The sequence below is a fragment of the Staphylococcus sp. FSL H8-0121 genome, assembly GCF_038008425.1.
Lineage (GTDB): Bacteria > Bacillota > Bacilli > Staphylococcales > Staphylococcaceae > Staphylococcus > Staphylococcus pasteuri.
This window is the reverse complement of sequence record NZ_JBBOZB010000002.1, coordinates 824,549-843,738: the sequence shown is the minus strand read 5'-3', so window position 1 is coordinate 843,738 and position 19,190 is coordinate 824,549. Positions and strand designations below refer to the sequence as shown.

General features: G+C 31.6%; 21 protein-coding genes. 7 read left to right on the top strand and 14 right to left on the bottom strand.

From position 1 onward, the window contains the following. The first annotated feature begins 61 nt into the window (after positions 1-61). The 5 genes from LFT63_RS09425 (at position 62) to LFT63_RS09405 (ending at position 4,277) form a co-directional block, all read left to right on the top strand. Positions 62-820, top strand: a complete 759-nt coding sequence (locus tag LFT63_RS09425) for an ABC transporter ATP-binding protein (RefSeq protein WP_029056624.1) — start codon at positions 62-64, stop codon at positions 818-820. After that, on the top strand, positions 810-2,690 hold the full coding sequence (locus LFT63_RS09420) for an FtsX-like permease family protein (protein ID WP_029056625.1): 1,881 nt from the start codon (positions 810-812) through the stop codon (positions 2,688-2,690). The genes LFT63_RS09425 and LFT63_RS09420 overlap by 11 nt, the downstream gene beginning before the upstream one ends. 19 nt (positions 2,691-2,709) lie before the next feature. Continuing rightward, on the top strand, positions 2,710-2,904 hold the full coding sequence (locus tag LFT63_RS09415) for a VraH family peptide resistance protein (protein WP_017636703.1): 195 nt from the start codon (positions 2,710-2,712) through the stop codon (positions 2,902-2,904). Positions 2,905-3,059: 155 nt separating this feature from the next. After that, the gene (locus tag LFT63_RS09410) at positions 3,060-3,272 is read left to right on the top strand and encodes a hypothetical protein (protein ID WP_017636704.1); all 213 of its coding nucleotides are present in this window, start codon (positions 3,060-3,062) and stop codon (positions 3,270-3,272) included. Positions 3,273-3,869: 597 nt separating this feature from the next. Beyond that, entirely contained in the window at positions 3,870-4,277 is a 408-nt protein-coding gene (locus tag LFT63_RS09405) for a hypothetical protein (protein WP_029056626.1), read from the top strand. A 54-nt stretch (positions 4,278-4,331) separates the two neighbouring features. Here LFT63_RS09405 and LFT63_RS09400 read toward each other — a convergent pair whose 3' ends face one another. The 5 genes from LFT63_RS09400 to LFT63_RS09380 all read right to left on the bottom strand — a co-directional run bounded on the left by LFT63_RS09400 (position 4,332) and on the right by LFT63_RS09380 (position 8,910). Then, a complete protein-coding gene (locus tag LFT63_RS09400; RefSeq protein ID WP_340768884.1) occupies positions 4,332-5,132 on the bottom strand; it encodes an ABC transporter permease in 801 nt (266 codons plus the stop codon). 198 nt (positions 5,133-5,330) lie between these two features. After that, positions 5,331-5,933 (bottom strand): short chain dehydrogenase, encoded by a 603-nt coding sequence (locus tag LFT63_RS09395; protein ID WP_029056628.1) that lies wholly within the window; start codon positions 5,931-5,933, stop codon positions 5,331-5,333. Between the two features lie 162 nt (positions 5,934-6,095). Beyond that, positions 6,096-6,596 carry an immunodominant staphylococcal antigen IsaB family protein gene (isaB, locus tag LFT63_RS09390; protein WP_029056629.1) on the bottom strand — a complete coding sequence of 167 codons (501 nt, stop codon included), beginning with the start codon at positions 6,594-6,596 and terminating at the stop codon, positions 6,096-6,098. A 583-nt stretch (positions 6,597-7,179) separates the two neighbouring features. Then, positions 7,180-7,890: an SDR family NAD(P)-dependent oxidoreductase gene (locus LFT63_RS09385; protein WP_029056630.1), complete on the bottom strand. Its 711-nt coding sequence runs from the start codon at positions 7,888-7,890 to the stop codon at positions 7,180-7,182. A 177-nt stretch (positions 7,891-8,067) separates the two neighbouring features. Beyond that, positions 8,068-8,910: a patatin-like phospholipase family protein gene (locus tag LFT63_RS09380; RefSeq protein WP_029056631.1), complete on the bottom strand. Its 843-nt coding sequence runs from the start codon at positions 8,908-8,910 to the stop codon at positions 8,068-8,070. A 244-nt stretch (positions 8,911-9,154) separates the two neighbouring features. On the opposite strand from LFT63_RS09380, the gene LFT63_RS09375 reads away from it, so the two are divergent. Beyond that, a complete protein-coding gene (locus LFT63_RS09375; RefSeq protein WP_340768878.1) occupies positions 9,155-9,889 on the top strand; it encodes a glucose 1-dehydrogenase in 735 nt (244 codons plus the stop codon). 188 nt (positions 9,890-10,077) lie between these two features. Here the strand turns inward: LFT63_RS09375 and LFT63_RS09370 are convergent, their stop codons facing one another. The 3 genes from LFT63_RS09370 to LFT63_RS09360 are packed head-to-tail and all read right to left on the bottom strand — an operon-like array spanning position 10,078 to position 13,086. Then, positions 10,078-11,280: an ABC transporter permease gene (locus LFT63_RS09370; protein WP_340768876.1), complete on the bottom strand. Its 1,203-nt coding sequence runs from the start codon at positions 11,278-11,280 to the stop codon at positions 10,078-10,080. Next, entirely contained in the window at positions 11,273-11,959 is a 687-nt protein-coding gene (locus tag LFT63_RS09365; RefSeq protein ID WP_340768874.1) for an ABC transporter ATP-binding protein, read from the bottom strand. The genes LFT63_RS09370 and LFT63_RS09365 overlap by 8 nt, the downstream gene beginning before the upstream one ends. Beyond that, complete coding sequence (locus LFT63_RS09360) at positions 11,956-13,086, bottom strand: efflux RND transporter periplasmic adaptor subunit (RefSeq protein ID WP_029056634.1); 1,131 nt, start codon at positions 13,084-13,086, stop codon at positions 11,956-11,958. Before LFT63_RS09360 ends, LFT63_RS09365 begins: the two co-directional genes overlap by 4 nt. A gap of 233 nt (positions 13,087-13,319) precedes the next feature. Here LFT63_RS09360 and LFT63_RS09355 point away from each other — a divergent pair, with 233 nt between their 5' ends. Then, positions 13,320-13,994, top strand: a complete 675-nt coding sequence (locus LFT63_RS09355; protein ID WP_154828095.1) for a YIP1 family protein — start codon at positions 13,320-13,322, stop codon at positions 13,992-13,994. A gap of 171 nt (positions 13,995-14,165) precedes the next feature. Here LFT63_RS09355 and LFT63_RS09350 read toward each other — a convergent pair whose 3' ends face one another. The 6 genes from LFT63_RS09350 to mnmG all read right to left on the bottom strand — a co-directional run bounded on the left by LFT63_RS09350 (position 14,166) and on the right by mnmG (position 19,125). Then, complete coding sequence (locus LFT63_RS09350; RefSeq protein ID WP_029056636.1) at positions 14,166-14,705, bottom strand: TetR/AcrR family transcriptional regulator; 540 nt, start codon at positions 14,703-14,705, stop codon at positions 14,166-14,168. Further along, the gene (locus LFT63_RS09345; RefSeq protein ID WP_029056637.1) at positions 14,671-15,066 is read right to left on the bottom strand and encodes a DUF3147 family protein; all 396 of its coding nucleotides are present in this window, start codon (positions 15,064-15,066) and stop codon (positions 14,671-14,673) included. Before LFT63_RS09345 ends, LFT63_RS09350 begins: the two co-directional genes overlap by 35 nt. Before the next feature lie 19 nt (positions 15,067-15,085). Further along, on the bottom strand, positions 15,086-15,445 hold the full coding sequence (locus LFT63_RS09340) for a DUF3147 family protein (protein WP_029056638.1): 360 nt from the start codon (positions 15,443-15,445) through the stop codon (positions 15,086-15,088). A 201-nt stretch (positions 15,446-15,646) separates the two neighbouring features. Beyond that, positions 15,647-16,486, bottom strand: a complete 840-nt coding sequence (gene noc, locus LFT63_RS09335; protein WP_017636718.1) for a nucleoid occlusion protein — start codon at positions 16,484-16,486, stop codon at positions 15,647-15,649. 42 nt (positions 16,487-16,528) lie between these two features. Beyond that, positions 16,529-17,248 carry a 16S rRNA (guanine(527)-N(7))-methyltransferase RsmG gene (gene rsmG, locus LFT63_RS09330; protein WP_017636719.1) on the bottom strand — a complete coding sequence of 240 codons (720 nt, stop codon included), beginning with the start codon at positions 17,246-17,248 and terminating at the stop codon, positions 16,529-16,531. Beyond that, positions 17,248-19,125, bottom strand: coding sequence for a tRNA uridine-5-carboxymethylaminomethyl(34) synthesis enzyme MnmG (gene mnmG / locus LFT63_RS09325; RefSeq protein WP_029056639.1), 1,878 nt, complete (start codon positions 19,123-19,125; stop codon positions 17,248-17,250). Before mnmG ends, rsmG begins: the two co-directional genes overlap by 1 nt. Positions 19,126-19,190 lie beyond the last annotated feature (65 nt).

Below are 19,190 nucleotides of genomic sequence, written 5' to 3'. Positions count from 1 at the left end.
ATAAAGGCTGGAATATCTTATTACTCCTAAAATTAAGATATAAGCAATAAGGAGTGATAACATGTCAATTTTACAAGTCGATCATTTATCAAAAATTTATGGTAAGAAAAAGCAATATCAAGCATTGAATGATATTAATTTTTCAGTTGAAAAGGGAGAATTTGTAGCAATAATGGGGCCTTCAGGGTCTGGTAAAACAACATTGCTCAATGTTCTAAGTTCGATTGATACAATTTCAAGCGGCTCAGTCATTGTTGACGGTCACAATATTAGTCAATTAAAGAATAAACAACTTGCACAATATCGTAAAAAGTCATTAGGATTTATTTTCCAAGATTACAGTGTATTACCAACTCTCACGGTTAAAGAAAACATTATGCTACCTTTATCAGTTCAGCATTACGACAAAAAAGAAATGGAACAATCTTATCAAGAAGTCACTGAAGCATTAGGTATTCATGACCTGGGAAATAAATACCCAAGTGAAATATCAGGAGGTCAACAACAACGAACAGCCGCTGCCAGAGCATTTGTGCATAAACCGAAGATTATTTTTGCCGACGAACCAACTGGTGCATTAGATTCGAAAAGTGCGAAAGATTTACTCAACCGTCTTGAAGAAATGAATCGTACATTCCAATCAACAATTATTATGGTCACACATGATCCAGTCGCAGCGAGCTTTGCCAAACGTGTCATTATGTTAAAAGACGGACATATTCATTCTGAAATAAACCAAGAAGAAGATTCTAAACAAGATTTTTATCAAAACATTATTCAACTGCAATCTTCTTTGGGTGGTGTAGCGAATGTCATTTAATCAAATTACACTCAAAAATTTAAAAATGAATATAAAACATTATGGTATGTATTTATTTTCATTGTTATTGAGTATCATATTATATTTTAGTTTTACGACATTACAGTTCACTGACAGTATTAATAACGATCAGTCTTTAGCTATTATTCGAAAAGGTGCATCAGTCGGCTCAATATTTTTATTTATTATGATTGTGATTTTCTTAATGTATGCCAACCACCTATTTATTAAAAGACGTACTCAAGAATTTGCCTTATTTCAGTTGATAGGTCTCACTAGAAATAATATTTTAAGAATGCTTTGTGTTGAACAAATCGCTATTTTTGTAATAACTGGATTATTGGGCATCGTTTTAGGTATATTTGGTTCTCAATTTTTACTATATGTTGCATCTAAGTTAATGCATTTAACAGTAAAGCTATCTATTAATTTTGAACCTATGGCTTTAGCATTAACATTATTTTTATTAATCACTGCTTTTATACTTATTTTATTTCAAAGTTATTTATTTTTGAAAAAACGCAGTATATTGGCATTGATGAAAGACCGCCGTCAGACTGAAACTACAAAAGTTAAAATTACATTTTTAGAAGTATTAAGCGGTATATTAGGCATTGTCATGATAGCGTTCGGTTACTATATAGCGACTGAAATGTTTGGTACATTTAAAAAATTAACATTTACTATGACTTCACCGTTTATCATTTTATTTTTAACAGTCGTTGGCGCCTATTTATTTTTCAGAAGTTCTGTATCACTCATTTTTAAATCATTGAAGCATTTCAAAAATGGTCATGTATCTATTACGGATGTCGTGTTCACAGCTTCAATCATGCATAGAATGAAGAAAAATGCGATGTCGCTTACTGTTATTGCATTGATTTCAGCGATCACGGTAACTGTCCTTTGCTTTGCGACAATAACTCAGGAAAATAGTAATAATACTTTCCAAACAATGTCACCACAAGATTTTGATTTTTCATCCAAAAAACAAGCACAACAATTCAAACAGCAATTAGATAAAAATCATATCGGATATAGCACTAAAACGTATGAGTCTATTTCAGCCGAAACAATAGAAGATAAGGTGATGACGTTAAAAGATGATAGTAAAAGTATGTCTGCCAAAAACGTTTTAGTACCTAATGATCAACTTAAAGGCACCAATGCAATTATTACAAATACTAAAAATACACCAGGTATGATGCAAATTAATATAAATAAGACAGTCACCGTTAAAGGTAAACAGCAACAAACTTTTAAAGTAACTAAAGAGGATAAAGAAACAATGCTTCCCCTTGATTTGACGACTAATATGCCGGTCATTGAAATTAGCAGGGCCGAATTTAATAAATTGAAGACAAACGACATCATGCAAAATATGTATGGCATCAATATCAAAGATCATACTGATATGAAGAAAGCAGCAACTATTGCTAAACAGATCAATCCTGAAATTCAACCACGCGATGAAGTTAAAAAACTCTTAGATTCAACCAATGGCATATTAATCTTTGTCACATCATTCCTAGGTTTATCATTCCTTATCGCTGCCGGTTGTATCATTTATATTAAACAAATGGACGAAACCGAAGATGAGATTGATAACTTCCGTATTTTAAAACGAATTGGTTTCACTCAAATGGATATGTTGAAAGGACTCGGATTGAAAATTATCTTTAATTTCGGTTTACCACTTATCATTGCTTTATTACACGCACTTTTTGCAGCAATTGCATTTATGAAATTGATGGGTAACGTCTCTTACACACCTATTATTGTCGTAATGGTCGTATACTCACTCGTCTATTTCGCATTTGCACTCATTGCTTTCATACATTCAAATCGCATTATTAAAAAAACGATATAAATTAAAGGAGAGATTTATAATGAAATTCAAAGACTTAATCAAACAATCATATGAGGATTTAAAAAATTTAAAAGTGAACTTATTTAATGTGGTGATGCTCACACTTATAATCATAGTATTAAGTAGTGCTATCACGCCGATTGCAGGTATTCCAGTCGGATTATTAGGTGGCGCTTACTTCTTAAAACGCAGAGATGAAAAAAAGGATTTATAATATAAAAAAAAGTGTGTGCTCATTATTCATTGAGCGCACATGTTTTTTGATTTGATCATATTTTATAGCTTGGAATATTTAAATATATAAACATTAGCTACCACTTTACATGTTTGTTATATTGGGATTATTAATACATATTAAGGAGTTTCCTTATGAATCAATATCAAGAGTTTTTAAATCATCCTGATAGTTTTATCTTTATATTGTTTATATTTTATCTTATCGCAAGTTTATTTTTCTTTACTTTAACAGTTTTCATAGGTTTAAAACCTGTATCTTTTAAAGAAAAAATCATAACAATACTTGTTTTAACAATTATTCTGACACTTACGTTAACAGGTTTGTCCTACGTCATCATTCATTAGTTGTCATATATTTATGCTACTTGCTATTTAATAAGCGAGTAGCTTTTTTTTTGAATCAATTTAGCTGTGATTGTATTTATAACTTCTATATATAATAAAAAAAGCCTATGTCCGCTGAACGGGCGTACATAGACTTAAAAAAAACAAGATTTTTTACCTAACAAACTACTTGTAGTATAACACCATTTTTATAAAATGTATATAACAACTTAATTTAAGCGTAAAAACAATTTGTTCTTACTTTTGATAATTAAACAAATTAAGTTTTTTACAGATGCAAATTATTAAAATATTAATAATTCATATTATATACCCGCTTATCTCAAGTCTAATCATTATTTTCACATTTTTTTGAGTTAGAAGTCATATCAAATGGATTTTATGGAGATTAGAATTATATTATGTTTTCTAGAAAAATCTAAAACTTAAAAAATATATGAATATTAAATTTAAAATTTTTACCGTATTTTGTAAAGTAGTTATAAATAAAATGTTAAAATTTAATTTTATTTTATGAAAATACTAGATTTTTATATTTCATTTATGTTACATTTTTATTACAGAACGAAATAATAAACATTGAGGAGATGGATTATCATGAAACGTAAGGTATTCACAAGCTTATCAATCTTAGCATTAACAGGATCGGTTGTAACTTTTGCACCTGCACATGCAGCAACAACGCAATCTCAAGATAAAGCACCAACAACTCAAAAAGCACAACAAAATGACAAAAAACAGTTAATTAAAGATGCTTATAATATGGCTGCTAAAAAATTTAATTTCGATACTAATCGCTTAAAAACAACTGGTGACATTAAAGATAAAGGGTATTATTACGAAATTCCTTATTTCAATACAGATGGTGTTGGTGGATTACATATCATTGGTGTTAATAAAGCCAGTGGCAAAGTTACAATGTATGAAAATAGTACACCTATGGACCAAGAATATGTTGGAGAAATAGATCTAAGTAAATATAATTTAAAAGACCTTTCAAAATAAACTGTATTCCTAAAAAGCGTGAACCATTTTAATGTTGGTTCACGCTTTTATACTTTATAGATAATCTACAAATTTTTCTCTATATTTCATATGTAAATAAGACCCTATTATAAAAATAATAAGTAATACTATTAAATTATAAACAGCAAGTTTCCAATGAGACATTAGAAACCAATCGTGATAGAGAATGGAAGATCGATATCCTTCGGCAATAAAGTAGATTGGATTTAATTTTATAACACCTAATACAACCTTATTTGTCGGCAAATATAGAATTGAAGATATAAAAAAGACAATTCTCATTAATGCTTGAATCATCATTTGAGTATCTCTAATTATGATTCCTAAAGTAGATGTCAATAATGCCACTCCCATAGTAAAAATTAACGTATAAGGAATGAACAATAATAATTGCAACGTATATATAGTAGGATGATATCCACCTACAAAACAAATAAGCATGACTATAATCAATAGTAGTAAATGTGAATAAAACCTACTCACAACTAAATAACTAGGTACAATAGATAATGGAAAGTTCATCTTAGCTACTTGGTTATACTTTCCTGTGATGGCTTTTGTTCCTTCTAATATGCCTTGGTTGATAAAAAACCACATACTAATTCCAACTATAAGCCAAAATATAAATGGTATGCCTTCTACTAAACGATTACTTCTAAAACCTAAACCAAAAACAAACCAATATACCATTATTTGAATAGTAGGATTAAGCACTTCCCAAAGTGTACCTAAATAGTTATTTTTATTCGAAACCTTAATCTGAAACTCAGCCAATCTCTTTATTAGATATATATTACTGATATGCTCTTTAATAATATATAATGGTGCAATCATTTTATAAAATGCCTTTCTTTAAAATATATATTAATCTTTCATAAAAACAACTTGAGATATTAACAAAATATCCCAAGTTTTATTTAATAACTTATATATTATTTATTTTTCACAAAGATTTTAACATATCCTCAATTTTAATGGAAAATAATTTATAACTACTTAGTATTTAAAATTTCATAGCCAATTACATTTCTATTAATAAGTTCTATATGTTTGACCTGTTTGAGCACCTTCAACACTTTTAATAAAAGCATTAGCCACTTTTTCTACAGGAACAGCTGTAAATCCTTTGAAAAATTCTCCATATTTATCTAGAGCTTCTTCCACTACATTAGGGCTTACATTATTAATTCTTAGTCCACGTTTCAATTCAACTGCTGCAGAGGTAACAAAGCCTGCGACACCGCCATTAGCCATCGCTGCAGAAGAACCTAAACGTATAGGATCATCCATCATAATACCAGATGTTAAAGTGAAACTGCCATTTTCATTTAAATAATGTTGTCCAATTAATACAAGATTAATTTGACCTAATAATTTGCTTTGAATTGCTACATTATTATCTTCTAAAGTCATATCAGAAAGCGCTTTGAAAGTTGCGCCACCTGTCGCACTAACAACTGCATCTACATTATCAATATCTTTATACATTTTTTCAATTTCTTCTGGAGAAGTAATATCTAATTGATAATCACCAGACTGACTTCCTACTTCAATGACTTCATGATGATTATCTTTAAGTTTCTTTGATACACTTTTACCTATTGTCCCTGTAGCTCCAACAACAATAATTTTCATTATAATCCTCCTAATTTTTATGAATTAAGTCTAGAATTCTTTAAATGATATATATTTTTAACATAACAAATTATTATATACATAAAAACAGATATTGAACTTTTTAGTCCAATATCTGTCTTATTTATTTAAGAAACTATATCATTTAATGAATTGATTTATTTAAGATTCACCATTATGAATACCTACTTTAGTGATATAACCATTGTTCTCTAAGAATTTAACACTCTTTCCACCAATATTATAATTGTATTCATTTCCTTGAGCAGAGCTAGCAGGTTTTGTATCAGGATTACCATATACTTTAAGCAATTTTGATTTAGATACAACGCCATCTTTTAGATCAAACCATACTCCATCTGCTTTATGTTTACTAGCTAAATAAAATTGTTGATCATATTTTTTAATTGTTTTGTCACTATTTTTACTATTTTCGGTGATTTTATAACCATTGATTGTTAAATTGTCATTTTTAAGTGCATTAATAAAGTTCTTGTCTAAAATAAAATTACTTTGTGAGGATGTGTACCCTTGATAATTATAATAAGGTTGTGTTGCTGCATGTGCTTCGTTACTTTGTGGTGTTTCTACTGAGGCGCCGATTCCGAATACTGTTCCTACTGCTAACATTGATCCAACAACTGCTTTTGTAGTCTTTTTCATATTCAATCTCTCCTCTTTGTTTTTTGAAATGCAATACAAATGCAAGCGATTACATTTCGATTACATTATTACACAAAAGTTACAACGTTTCAAATTACACATTCCTTGGTTCTGTATTCTAGATACATCACTCTCAAAAATAATATAAATATTTACATATATAGGAATGGATTATATAATAAGGGTGTAAATTGTTTCTCTATTTAATAGAGAGCAACAAATAAAAAGCACAAGTGCTACCAACACTTGCGCCTATGTAAGCCCGTTAAAAAGACGGTAGCTTTTGAAATTGTCTATTTAGACCATCTAATTGCTAAAGTTGAGATGGTCTATTAATTTTGCTTACTACTAATTAATATTAAGCCAATAATCGTTAAAACGACCATCAGCATTTCATAATCAGTCATGCTACTCCTCTCTAGGAGTAAAAACCAAAATCATAGGCATCACCCCATTTTTTTGAGATTAGCCGCCACCATTCAACTTGCTTACTTTAAATATTATACAATAATAGATAAAATAAATCTTATAATTTTATTCTATATTTTACGCTCTTAATAACGGTACTTATAACTCTTCATTTCTATTTTTTAAATACTTTAAATGGTCTCAATCGAATCAAAATTTTCCCGTTATGATTACGCTTATCCATTATTACATTAACAATTGATTGTGCACCTTCATTTACTGTACGCATTAAAAAGCCTTTTTGGTTATTATTTAAATCTGTTGTAATACCACCAGGCATGACTCCAAATATTTCAACAGAAATCTTATGTTTCTTAAAATACTTCGCAAATAATTTAATCATTGAATTGAGTGCCGTTTTCGTTGTCATATAACTAAATGGATGGAAAAAATTACTTGGTTTAGTAGGAATGGTTAAATTGAGTATTCTCCCTTTATTGCGTGCTAGGATTGGCGTGAACGATTTAACCATTTCAAAGTTTCCATAAACATTGACCTCTGTCACTGTTTTTAATTCTTCAATATCAACATCTAATGGAGATGCTTCCATATTTCCTGAAATGCCTGCATTATTAATGAGTACATTTAAATCAGCATGGTTATTTTCAACATATTTTGCCGCTTCGTGAATGGTTGTTAAATCATTGAAATCAATTTTGATCCATTCCGCATTAATACCTTTTTGTTGTAACGTCTTTACCGCTTCAGTACCTCTTATTTCATCTCTAGCACCTAATAAAATAGTCCAACCTTTGTTTCCTAATTGTCTCCCCGTTTCAAATCCTAATCCTTTATTCGCACCTGTAATTAATACTTTTTGTGTCATATTAAGTCTCCTTTTTCATGACTTATCTCTTTAAATTTACATTACTACAATATTGCTTTATTAACTAGACACACCTCTTAATATAATAGCTGACAATGATACTTTCATTGTTAAAGAAAAAATTCCCTCAATACAATCATTAATGAGGTTTTTTTGTTACAATTTCATATTTTATTTCTAATTCTCAATATTTTCAGTTAAAGATGTCGCTAGTGTCTTCCCTTGTTCATATCCAGCATCACCAATTTCTTTAATATTTTTTGATGAATAAATATTTTGACCTATACTACCTTTACTGTTTTCGTCAGGTACAATTAAGGTAACGTTACTTTGTTCTTTTAATTTCTCCGCTTCTTCATACACTGAAGGCACTTGACCTAGTTTTTGACTAAGAGGAGCCAGAATAATAATATCTTGATAGTCTGACACTAACATCGCATTTGTTGATGAAACCATACCACCATCAATCCAAGATTCTCCCAATAAATTAATGTGTGGCCAAAGACCTGGCACAGCACCGCTAGCAGTCACTGCTTCTTTTAAGCTCACGCCGCTATTCTCATTAAAAGTCGACAACTTGCCTGTCCTTGCATTTATCGCAGTAATTTCAAGTTGATCCGTCCATTTAGCATTACCTAATCTTTGTTGTATTGAATCACTTCGAGTCTCTGGTGAAACATTTGATGGGTGACTATTAATAATATCTCCTAGATACTGACCGATTAATTGTTCATTATCCCTACCTTTAATAAATGCTTTAGTCCACAAGCCATATATCGCTGGATCAAGTTGAGCATTATCGGATTCACTATGATGTGTTGCTAAATCTTGATAATATGCTTGCATGTTTTGATTATTTGCTAAAATCGCTCCAACAAATGAACCTGCAGAACTACCTAATATCTTATCTACTTGATTCATTTTTATACCTGAATCTATTAACCCTGCTAGTACGCCAGCTTCCCAAGCAATTCCTGTAATACCACCGCCGCCTAATACAAGTGCTTTATCCTTACTCATTTTAGTCTACCCCCTCGTTATTCCGTCTAAATTACATGTTGTTACTATAATTATATACAATATATTATTTCCCATTATATAAACAGTTAAAAGCATTGTACTTATAGCAGGTGAAATTTTAAACAATAAAGATTCACACAACAAAAATCATCATAATTTTTAGTAAGTATTACACTTTATTTATAATAAGTTTTATAATTATTTCATATAAAGGGATGTCAGATTTTTAAGGAGGAATAACAATATGCAAAAGCTAAATAATAAGGTAATGATTATTACTGGTGGCGCTCAAGGTATGGGAGAAATGCACGCTAAAAAAGCTATAGAACATGGTGCTAAAGTCGTTATCACTGATATCAATGAGGAAAAAGGAAATGAATTAGCCAAAACTTTAGGCTCTAATGCTCTTTTTATCAAGCATGACGTAACTAGTGAGGATGATTGGCAAAATGTAATTGAAACTGTTTTAGCAAAGTGGAAGAAAATTGATGTTCTAGTTAATAATGCAGGTATGACTTATAACAAGCCTTTAGAGTCTTTAACACTAGACGATTATATGAAGATTGTTAATATTAACCAAGTCTCTGTCTTTTTAGGTATCAAATCAGTAGCTAAGGTAATGAAAGAACAACAAAGTGGTGCCATTATCAATATCTCTTCTATTGATGGATTAGTTGGAGGTGCCATTGGTTATACTGATACAAAATTTGCAGTAAGAGGTATGACTAAAGCTGCAGCACATGAATTGTCGCCGTATAATATTCGCGTAAATTCTGTTCACCCAAGTGTTATTAATACACCTATGATTCAACAAAAAGATGTTAAAGAAGCCGTCGATGAATTTGCTAAACAAATACCAATGCGACGTATAGCTGAAGTTGAAGAAGTGTCAAACATGGTTTGCTTTTTAGCATCCGATGAAGCTTCTTACTCTACAGGTTCTGAATTTGTTATAGATGGTGGCATTACAGCGATTTAGTTAATATAGATAAAATGTTGATTTAATATAATACATCACATACCAACTTGCTAATTTTTAGTTATAAAAATAAATACTGTATCTCAGAAAATATTATTTATATTGTAATAATTGGAGTAGAAAAAGTTCGCCACAAATAATAATTGTGACGAACTTTTCATATATATTTAGTTAATATTGAAATATTATTATTTAATAATATCTATTAATTCTTTTTTAGAGGCTGCGCGGGCTGGTATCCAACCGAAGACAACACCAATAAGCGTTGATACGCCTACAGCCAAGATGACTGAACTTATACTAACTGAACTTTTAACCATATCTGGTGTTGCTATATCGACCACTGTGGCAATGATAATACCTAGAATTAAGCCGATAATACCACCGAGTAGACAAAGTACAACACTTTCAACTAAGAATTGTATTTCAATGTCTCGACCTTTAGCACCAAAGGCACGACGTATCGCAATTTCTTCGGTACGTTCCGTAACAGAAATATACATCACATTCATGACACCAATACCTGCAATAAATAGTGAAATACCTGCGACTGCTGCCACAAAGTATGTGATGGTATCTAAGACTTTACCAATGCTTTTCATCATTTCTTCGTTATCATTAAAACTATACTGGCCATTTGAAACGCCAGTTCCTTTTTTATTCAGTTCTTTTTCAACTTTTTTACCAATTTCTTTTTTATCTTCACCATCATTAACCTTCACTTGTATTTGTGGCGTTCCTTGAGATAGGTTACTCATGTAATGGTCAGCCGTCTTTGTTGGCATTTGAACAACTGTCTCGAGAGGCATGCCACTTGCATCTTGACCGCTTGCATCACCAACACCAACTACTTTAAAGCCTTCCCCATTAATATAAATTGATTTTCCTACCGCACTATCTGCATTATGAAAGACCTTTTTAGCGACTTTATTATCTATAACAACAACCTTTTCTTGTGTGTCATTATCATCATTAGTAAAACCATGCCCATGATCGATATCTGATACATGGCTCGCCTTTTTCAAATCAACATCGCCGCTTCCATGAGTATTTGTAATTTTAGCGGCATAAGTACTATCTTTACTTTCCTTTACTTTCGCGCTTTTAACACCTTTAACTTGTTCTACAACACTGAGATCTTCTTGTTTAAACGGGTTGTCTTTAGGTGCACTCATATCTTCTGTCATATAAGTAATCATGGCTTGGTTTTTACCTGCACCTGCATCATCAAATTGTTCATTGGTTGTCTTTTTAAAACCATTACCTAGTGCCATGATCGTAATAACAGCAGCAATCCCGATAATAATCCCTATCATTGTGAAGATATTACGGCGCTTATTTTTTAAAATAGAGCGAAAGGCGACAGACAAAATATTAGAAAAGTTACTCATGCGCCAACACCTCTTCCTCTTTCACACGACCATCCAAAATGTGAATGATACGATCCGCTTTGTTAGCGACCTCACGATCATGGGTTACCATAATCATGGTTGTACCTTTTTCTTTATTTAACGTTACGAATAAATCCATGATATCTTTTGATGTTTTTGAATCAAGAGCTCCTGTAGGTTCATCAGCAATGACAAACTTAGGTTCATTAATAATCGCTCTTGCGATAGCTACACGTTGTTGTTGACCACCAGACAATTTATTGGGAAGTAAGTCTTCCTTGTTGTGAAGGCCAACATCTTCTAATCCCTTCAATACTTTGTCTTTACGTTCTTTACTACCCATACCGTTGTATATGAGTGGGATGCTGACATTTTCAAGAATTGTATTATTTTGAATAAGCTTAAAGTTTTGGAAGACAAATCCTACTGTGTGATTACGAATGGTTGCGAGTTTATTATCTGAACTTTTTTTATAATTTTCACCATTAAAAAGATATTCACCTTCATAACCACGATCAATAAATCCAAGGATATTGATGAGGGTACTCTTACCTGAACCGGATGGTCCCATAATAGCAATAAATTCGCCTTCATCAATATGGATATCAATATCTTTTAAGATATGATTCGTTTCGTCACCATTTTTGAAGTGTCGATTCATTTTTTTCAATTCAATCATGATGACACCTCAACTTTTTCTCCATCATTTAGATTACCTTTAGGATTTTTGATGACTTTGTCACCTGCTTTAAGTCCTTTTTTCACAATAATTTGGCCATTACTACGATCAATTTTAATATCACGTTTATGAACTTTATTATGTTTATCTACTACAAACACATCATTATCTTTTGTTAACACATTATTAGGTAATTTCTTAGTTTTTAAAGGAATTTTAGCATCTATAGAGAATCCAGCACGTACAGGGATGTCTAAATCACCAATAATAACATTATATTTAGACGTGTCTCCTTCTTTACCGCCCGAAGGATTGTTAACTGTTGGATTAGAAGCTTGGGCTGCACTTGCGCCTTCTTCACTATCTTCGCCTTGACCTCCAGCACTTGCCTGAGCTCCACTTGATTCACCACTCGCGCTATCATCATAGCTAGTTGGTAGTTCATCTACTTTAAGGATTTTACCTTTGCCTTTTTTACCGTTACTATTCACGGTTACGTCAACCTCGTCACCCTCTTTGATTTTATCGACATCAAATTCAGTAACCGTTGATTTAATTTGTGGATTGTCTGAAATCAATTGTAGAACGGGTTGACCATCACCAGCATCTTCACCATTTTTAATATTTACCTTACCGTCAAATGATGCATAAATACTGTCATTCATTTGTTTATCATGTTGTGATAATTGTTGTTGTGCTTCATTGAGTGAACTTTGATCTTGCGTCAATTTAGACTGTAGTTGATTATTGTTTGGACTTTGATTGACCTTTTGATAATCATCGTTCACTTGTTGTTGTGCTTGATCAACTTTATTTGCGAGTTGTTGGCGTTTACTATTATTCGTGTCGTAGCTTAAGAGACGGTCGCCTTGTTTAACCTTTTGACCATCGTCTACGGCAGGACTTTGGAATGTGCCTATTTGGCTATTGTTGTTATATGTTTTGACTGATTTGGGAGATGCTTTACCTTCCAAACTAATCGGTGTTTCTTTTTTAACTGTATATGTATCGTATCCCTTACTATCTTTATCGTCAGAGCTTGTTGATTGCTTTGCGATAAATGCGGCAATGATAAGAAGTAAGATAATTGCCACGCCAATAATACTCCATAATAGTTTCTTATTCATATCCTATGCTCCTTAAAATGTATTATATTTTGCATGATAACACACTTTAATTATTATATATATTGAATTTAAGGATATTTAAGTTATTTTTAAGTTTGAGATTAATGAAATGTTTTTAATATTATTTTTACTTAGTCTATTTATTATACTTATTCAAAATAAAAATTGATATTTTAAATATTAGTTAACAATGTTATTCTGTTAATAAATATTAAAAAAGGAGAGATACATAAATGGAACAATCTAATGCAGCACAGACTGAAGAAGCGACAAGTTCTAACTTACCTTTTGTTGATCACTTTAGAAAAATCCGTCAAAATCCTAAATGGATAGTGAAATTAATTGTACTTATTGTGTTATCTATTATTTTAGGACTTTTAACTGCACATATAACTGACAACACCAAAATGCTCAAAGATATGGGAATGAGCCAATCTGAAATTGATAAACAAAACCAATTCAATTTAGCAGTTACTATTGGACAATCAATTGGTGGTCTTATCCTAGGATTATTAATCACATTTGTTATTTTCTTAGTTATCTCTAAAATTATGAAATCTGATGCACAAGCAATACATATTATTTCTGCATCTATCTCTTACTTAATCATTACAACTTCATTTTCAATTATTGTTTATGCGATACAAGCATTATTTGGTCTTACAATTCCAGAAACTCAATTAGATAGCCTGAATATATTCGACAAGGGTAATAATTATTTAGCCGCCTTTAGTTTATCGAATTTATTAGCTGCCTATGTTATTTTTACAGTTTATTACGGTACAAGTAAACTTTCTAAAAAAGCATCTATTATTTGGGCAGTCATTGCCTTAATCGTGATGGTTGGCTTTACGCTAGGAGGAGCTGCGTTTACAGAATCTATGAAAGGCTTAGCTAACATGCAATAAAATTAATTATCCTGGGACATAGGAAAGTGTCTCAGGATATATTTATGTATGAGTATAGTTAATCGAATTGCGATAATCTATCTCTTTAAAATAGCTTTCATAAGACTTCCTTTAGACTATCCCCTTATTCTAGACAAATTAAAAACGCCCTCTATCAAGGACGTCGTAAAATTATATATCATAAGCTTTTAAAGCAATGTTCAACATATTTTCTATATACTCTTTAGTTAATGATTGCGGTTTAATTAAAATATTAAAATAAATAGGTGAAAAAATAATATCTATAAATAAATCTTGGTCCGCTTCATCAATATCCTTACTAATAATTGACTTTAAAATACTTCTATTACGTTCAAAGTATTCTTTCATAAACTTATCTTTTGCTTCAGTTTGCTGATTACTAATTAGAATTTCTATCACTGCACTACCTAAAGGTGTCTTATAGATGTTCATTATTTTTATTAAAAAGTCATATAAATTATCAAATACAGTATCGAATTCTGGCTCAATAATACGTGATTGGTCGACAAACATATCAACAATCATTGATTCTTTGTCTCTCCATCGACGATAAATTGTTGCCTTTGATACACTTGTATTTTCAGCAATCTGATCAATGGTCATATCTTTAAAATGTGTTGTTTCTAATAAACGATTAATTTCTTGATAAATTTTTTTATTTACTGTTGGGTCTTTCGGTCTTCCAGCCATATTTTTCCCTTCTTTTTCGTGCAATGACTTCCACGATTTCAAATATTATAAATGCACTAACAAACCATACTATAAATCCAACAATAATGCTAAGCAACCAAATATTTGTTACCTTTAGCATGCCCCATGTAGCTAATATACTGAATAAAACACCAGTCATTCCGAAGATCGCACCTCTACTGACATGCATAGCTACTTTATTTCCATATTGCATACCAGATATAAACATAGACACTAAAAAGACTGCAGGAAACGTAGCAAAAATACCTCCAAATTCTTTCCAAGGAAGTACTACTGATACGATGTAGCTGACTAATACTGCTAAGCCTCCAACTAAAAACTTAATTATTGTTAATTTCATCAAAAATGTACCTCCCTTTTTATAAATGTCTGACTACAAAAATAGCTACAGAAATAATAAACCAACATAATACGGCAAATACTGTACCACTCTTATAGTTTTTCTTTTTTATAAAAATTGAGGTGAAAAATACAGTTAAAATGCAAGAGATAATACCGACAATTGCACCTGTGCTTAAATGCATAGACATTTTAACGAGCGAATCTCCACGATGATCTATAGCTAATGCTATTACTGCTGCTAAGTAGACTGCAGGCATTGTTGCTATTATACCTCCTAATTTACCACCAACTTTGTCAGCAATAATAGAAGCTAATGCTACTGCAAACCCACCAATGACAAAATGAAGTATCGCACTTGAAATAGATATTCCGAACACAATAATCCTTCTTTGCTAATTATTAAACGAAACGTTTCGTTTACTTTTAGTTTAAAACTGTCCTACTATCTTGTAAAGATTAAAATAAATATACCTAATTTTCTAATTATTAACGTTTGATACAGCCGTCCATTAGGTCTTTTCTAATTAGTATCAACATAAAAAACTCCTTCCGTCAGTTACAGACAAAAGGAGTTATCGCTATTTCTTATATATTCTTATTTTAATTTCATAATAATCATCATGATCTCTATCTTTTTGTTCAACATATAAACCTGATTGTTGTATAGCTTCGATACTTTTACCTACTTCATCTCGCGCTTGTGTCACATCTTGTGAAAATTGGAATGATTGTGCTTTAACCTTTTCAGGACCAGTTTTTTGGCGAACTTTATCTTCTGTTTGTTTCACATTTAATTTCTGTGCTATGACTTGTTCAATCAATTCTTCTTGATCTTCATGTGATAGTACAAGGACAGCTCGAGCATGGCGTTCTGTTATTTTACCTTCTCTTAATCGTGTAATAACATTAGGTGCTAATTTAAGTAAACGTAACTTATTGGCAATAAAACTTTGACTCTTACCTAGACTTTTAGCCAATTCACTTTGTGTCACATCACCAAGTTCAAGTAGTTTTTTATAGGCTTCCGCTTCTTCAACGACGGATAAATTTTCGCGTTGAATATTTTCAATAAGTGCAACAACTGCAGTTTCCTCATCATCCATATCGCGAATAATCACATCTGCTTGAGACATATTTAACGACTGCATTGCTCTAAATCTACGTTCACCAGCAATGATTTCAAACATATCTTCTTCGATTGGTCTTACTACAATTGGCTGTAATAATCCATGTTCTTTAATAGATTCAGCAAGTTCATTGATTTTACTTGGTTCAAATACTTGTCGTGGTTGATAACGATTAGGTACGATACGTTCAATATGAATGGACTCAACATTATTATTTCGGTCTTCTTCAATAGAACCCATGATGTCATCTTTGTTTTTTAAACCAAATAATTTTGAAAAAGGTTTCTTCATAATCCATTCGCTCCCTCTCATTTATTTCTATATCATCACATCTTACTTTTCAAGTAAAGGGGATTTATTGGGTGTACCGGGTTTTCTCGGGTATTTCTTAGATGTTTGTCGTCGTTTATCAATGACAATCATTTGTCTTTCTCCTGCATCTTCTGGTAATTCAAAGTTAAACGTCTCTTTCACGTTACCACCTAACACATTAATCGCAAACTTGGCTTCATCTAACTCTTCTTCGCCTTTAGATGATTTTAAAGCTATAAATTGTCCGCCTTTTTTAACTAATGGTAAGCATAATTCACTTAGTACTGTTAAACGGGCTACAGCACGAGCAGTAACGATATCGTAAGACTCCCTGTAGTCTCCTTTACCAAATGTTTCTGCGCGATCGTGAACAAAACTTACATCCTGTAGTCCTAAAGCATCTGCTAAGTGGTTTAAAAATTGAATACGTTTATTTAATGAATCAACAATAGTAACTTTTAATTCAGGAAAAATAATTTTCAATGGAATACTAGGGAAACCTGCACCTGCACCCACATCACATAAAGTTAATGGTCCATTAAAGTCGTAATAAAAACTAGGTGTAATGGAATCATAAAAATGTTTTAAATAAACACCATGTTCATCGGTAATACTTGTTAAATTCATTTTTTCGTTCCATTCAACAAGTAACTGATAATATGTCTGAAATTGTTCTTTTTGAGTGTTAGATAATTCGATGTCGTGTTCTTTTAATTTCTCAGATAGCCATTCTATACTCATTATTGATTCACCCTTTGAAGTTTACCTTGTTCTAAATACACAAGTAAAATTGAAATATCTGCTGGATTTACACCTGAAATTCTTGATGCTTGTGCAATGTTTAATGGTTTAACTTCAGCTAATTTTTCTCTTGCTTCAGAAGCTAAGCTATCCACTTTACTATAATCTAAGTCTTCAGGTATTTTCTTTTTCTCCATGCGTTTTACTTTTTCAACTTGTTGTAATGATTTATTGATGTAACCTTCATATTTAGTTTGAATTTCAACTTGTTCTTCAACATCTGAAGGTAATTGATGGTCTTCTTCTAAAATTTCTAGAATAGTATTGTAAGTCATTTCTGGTCTGCGTAATAAATCAATTGCTAAAATACCATCTTTAAGTTTAGAACCATTATTTGCTTCAATTATAGATTGAGTATGTTCATTTGGTTTAATACGAATTTCAGTTAATCTTTGAATTTCATCTTTAATTTGTTGACGTTTATGGTTGAATTTTTCATAACGTTCGTCAGAAATCATACCTAATTCATAACCTAAATCAGTTAAGCGTAAATCAGCATTATCATGACGTAGCAATAAACGATATTCTGCACGTGATGTTAATAAACGATATGGTTCGTTAGTTCCTTTAGTTACTAAGTCATCAATTAAAACGCCGATATAAGCGTCAGAACGACTTAAGATAACTTCCTCTTTACCTAATACTTTCGCAGCAGCATTAATTCCTGCCATAATACCTTGTCCAGCCGCTTCTTCATAACCAGAAGTACCGTTGATTTGACCTGCAGTATAAAGGTTTTTAATTTTTTTAGTTTCAAGTGTTGGCCATAATTGAGTTGGAACAATTGCATCATACTCAATAGCATAACCTGCACGCATCATGTCTGCTTTTTCTAGGCCTGGGATTGTTTCTAACATTTGTCTTTGAACATGTTCAGGTAGACTTGTTGAAAGTCCTTGTACATAAACTTCATTAGTATTACGTCCTTCTGGCTCTAAGAATAGTTGATGACGTGGTTTGTCATTGAAACGCACAAATTTATCTTCAATTGAAGGACAATATCTTGGTCCAGTCCCTTTAATCATACCTGAGTACATTGCTGATAAATGTAAGTTATCATCAATAACTTGATGCGTTTTATCATTTGTATAAGTTAACCAACATGGTAATTGATCTAAAATGTATTCAGTTGTTTCATAACTGAATGCACGTCCAACTTCATCACCTGGTTGGATTTCAGTTTTTGAATAATCAATTGTTTTAGAATTTACACGTGGTGGTGTACCTGTTTTAAATCGTACAACTTCGAAACCTAATCCTCTTAGGTTATCTGCTAATGTCACAGATGGTAATTGGTGATTAGGACCACTTGAATATTTCATATTACCAAGAATGATTTCACCGCGTAAGAATGTACCTGTTGTTACAACAACAGCTTTAGAACGGTATTCAGTACCAATATTTGTACGTACACCCTTAACTTCTTCATCTTCAATAATTAATTCATCTACCATACCTTGCATGATATCTAAATTTTCTTCGTCTTCAAGGACATTTTTCATTTCTTGTTGGTATAGTACTTTATCTGCTTGGGCACGTAATGCTCTTACAGCAGGTCCTTTACCAGTATTCAGCATACGCATTTGGATATGCGTTTTATCTATTGCTTTTGCCATTTGTCCACCTAATGCATCTATTTCACGTACAACTATTCCTTTAGCTGGGCCGCCAACAGATGGGTTACATGGCATAAAAGCGATATTATCTAAATTGATTGTTAACATTAATGTTTTAGCGCCACGTCTTGCTGATGCTAAACCTGCTTCAATACCTGCATGGCCTGCACCAATTACAATTACATCATATTCTTGAACCAATTGTTTAACCTCCTTATTGATCGTAAATCTATATACATCTCACATTTTGATTTTATTTTTGACTA

Excerpts from the sequence above, each read along its gene's own strand:
- LFT63_RS09425 (WP_029056624.1), top strand. The coding sequence starts at position 62 with ATGTCAATTTTACAAGTCGATCATTTATCAAAAATTTATGGTAAGAAA.
- LFT63_RS09420 (WP_029056625.1), top strand. The coding sequence starts at position 810 with ATGTCATTTAATCAAATTACACTCAAAAATTTAAAAATGAATATAAAA.
- LFT63_RS09415 (WP_017636703.1), top strand. The coding sequence starts at position 2,710 with ATGAAATTCAAAGACTTAATCAAACAATCATATGAGGATTTAAAAAAT.
- LFT63_RS09410 (WP_017636704.1), top strand. The coding sequence starts at position 3,060 with ATGAATCAATATCAAGAGTTTTTAAATCATCCTGATAGTTTTATCTTT.
- LFT63_RS09405 (WP_029056626.1), top strand. The coding sequence starts at position 3,870 with ATGAAACGTAAGGTATTCACAAGCTTATCAATCTTAGCATTAACAGGA.
- LFT63_RS09400 (WP_340768884.1), bottom strand. The coding sequence starts at position 5,132 with ATGATTGCACCATTATATATTATTAAAGAGCATATCAGTAATATATAT.
- LFT63_RS09395 (WP_029056628.1), bottom strand. The coding sequence starts at position 5,933 with ATGAAAATTATTGTTGTTGGAGCTACAGGGACAATAGGTAAAAGTGTA.
- isaB (WP_029056629.1), bottom strand. The coding sequence starts at position 6,596 with ATGAAAAAGACTACAAAAGCAGTTGTTGGATCAATGTTAGCAGTAGGA.
- LFT63_RS09385 (WP_029056630.1), bottom strand. The coding sequence starts at position 7,890 with ATGACACAAAAAGTATTAATTACAGGTGCGAATAAAGGATTAGGATTT.
- LFT63_RS09380 (WP_029056631.1), bottom strand. The coding sequence starts at position 8,910 with ATGAGTAAGGATAAAGCACTTGTATTAGGCGGCGGTGGTATTACAGGA.
- LFT63_RS09375 (WP_340768878.1), top strand. The coding sequence starts at position 9,155 with ATGCAAAAGCTAAATAATAAGGTAATGATTATTACTGGTGGCGCTCAA.
- LFT63_RS09370 (WP_340768876.1), bottom strand. The coding sequence starts at position 11,280 with ATGAGTAACTTTTCTAATATTTTGTCTGTCGCCTTTCGCTCTATTTTA.
- LFT63_RS09365 (WP_340768874.1), bottom strand. The coding sequence starts at position 11,959 with ATGATTGAATTGAAAAAAATGAATCGACACTTCAAAAATGGTGACGAA.
- LFT63_RS09360 (WP_029056634.1), bottom strand. The coding sequence starts at position 13,086 with ATGAATAAGAAACTATTATGGAGTATTATTGGCGTGGCAATTATCTTA.
- LFT63_RS09355 (WP_154828095.1), top strand. The coding sequence starts at position 13,320 with ATGGAACAATCTAATGCAGCACAGACTGAAGAAGCGACAAGTTCTAAC.
- LFT63_RS09350 (WP_029056636.1), bottom strand. The coding sequence starts at position 14,705 with ATGGCTGGAAGACCGAAAGACCCAACAGTAAATAAAAAAATTTATCAA.
- LFT63_RS09345 (WP_029056637.1), bottom strand. The coding sequence starts at position 15,066 with ATGAAATTAACAATAATTAAGTTTTTAGTTGGAGGCTTAGCAGTATTA.
- noc (WP_017636718.1), bottom strand. The coding sequence starts at position 16,486 with ATGAAGAAACCTTTTTCAAAATTATTTGGTTTAAAAAACAAAGATGAC.
- rsmG (WP_017636719.1), bottom strand. The coding sequence starts at position 17,248 with ATGAGTATAGAATGGCTATCTGAGAAATTAAAAGAACACGACATCGAA.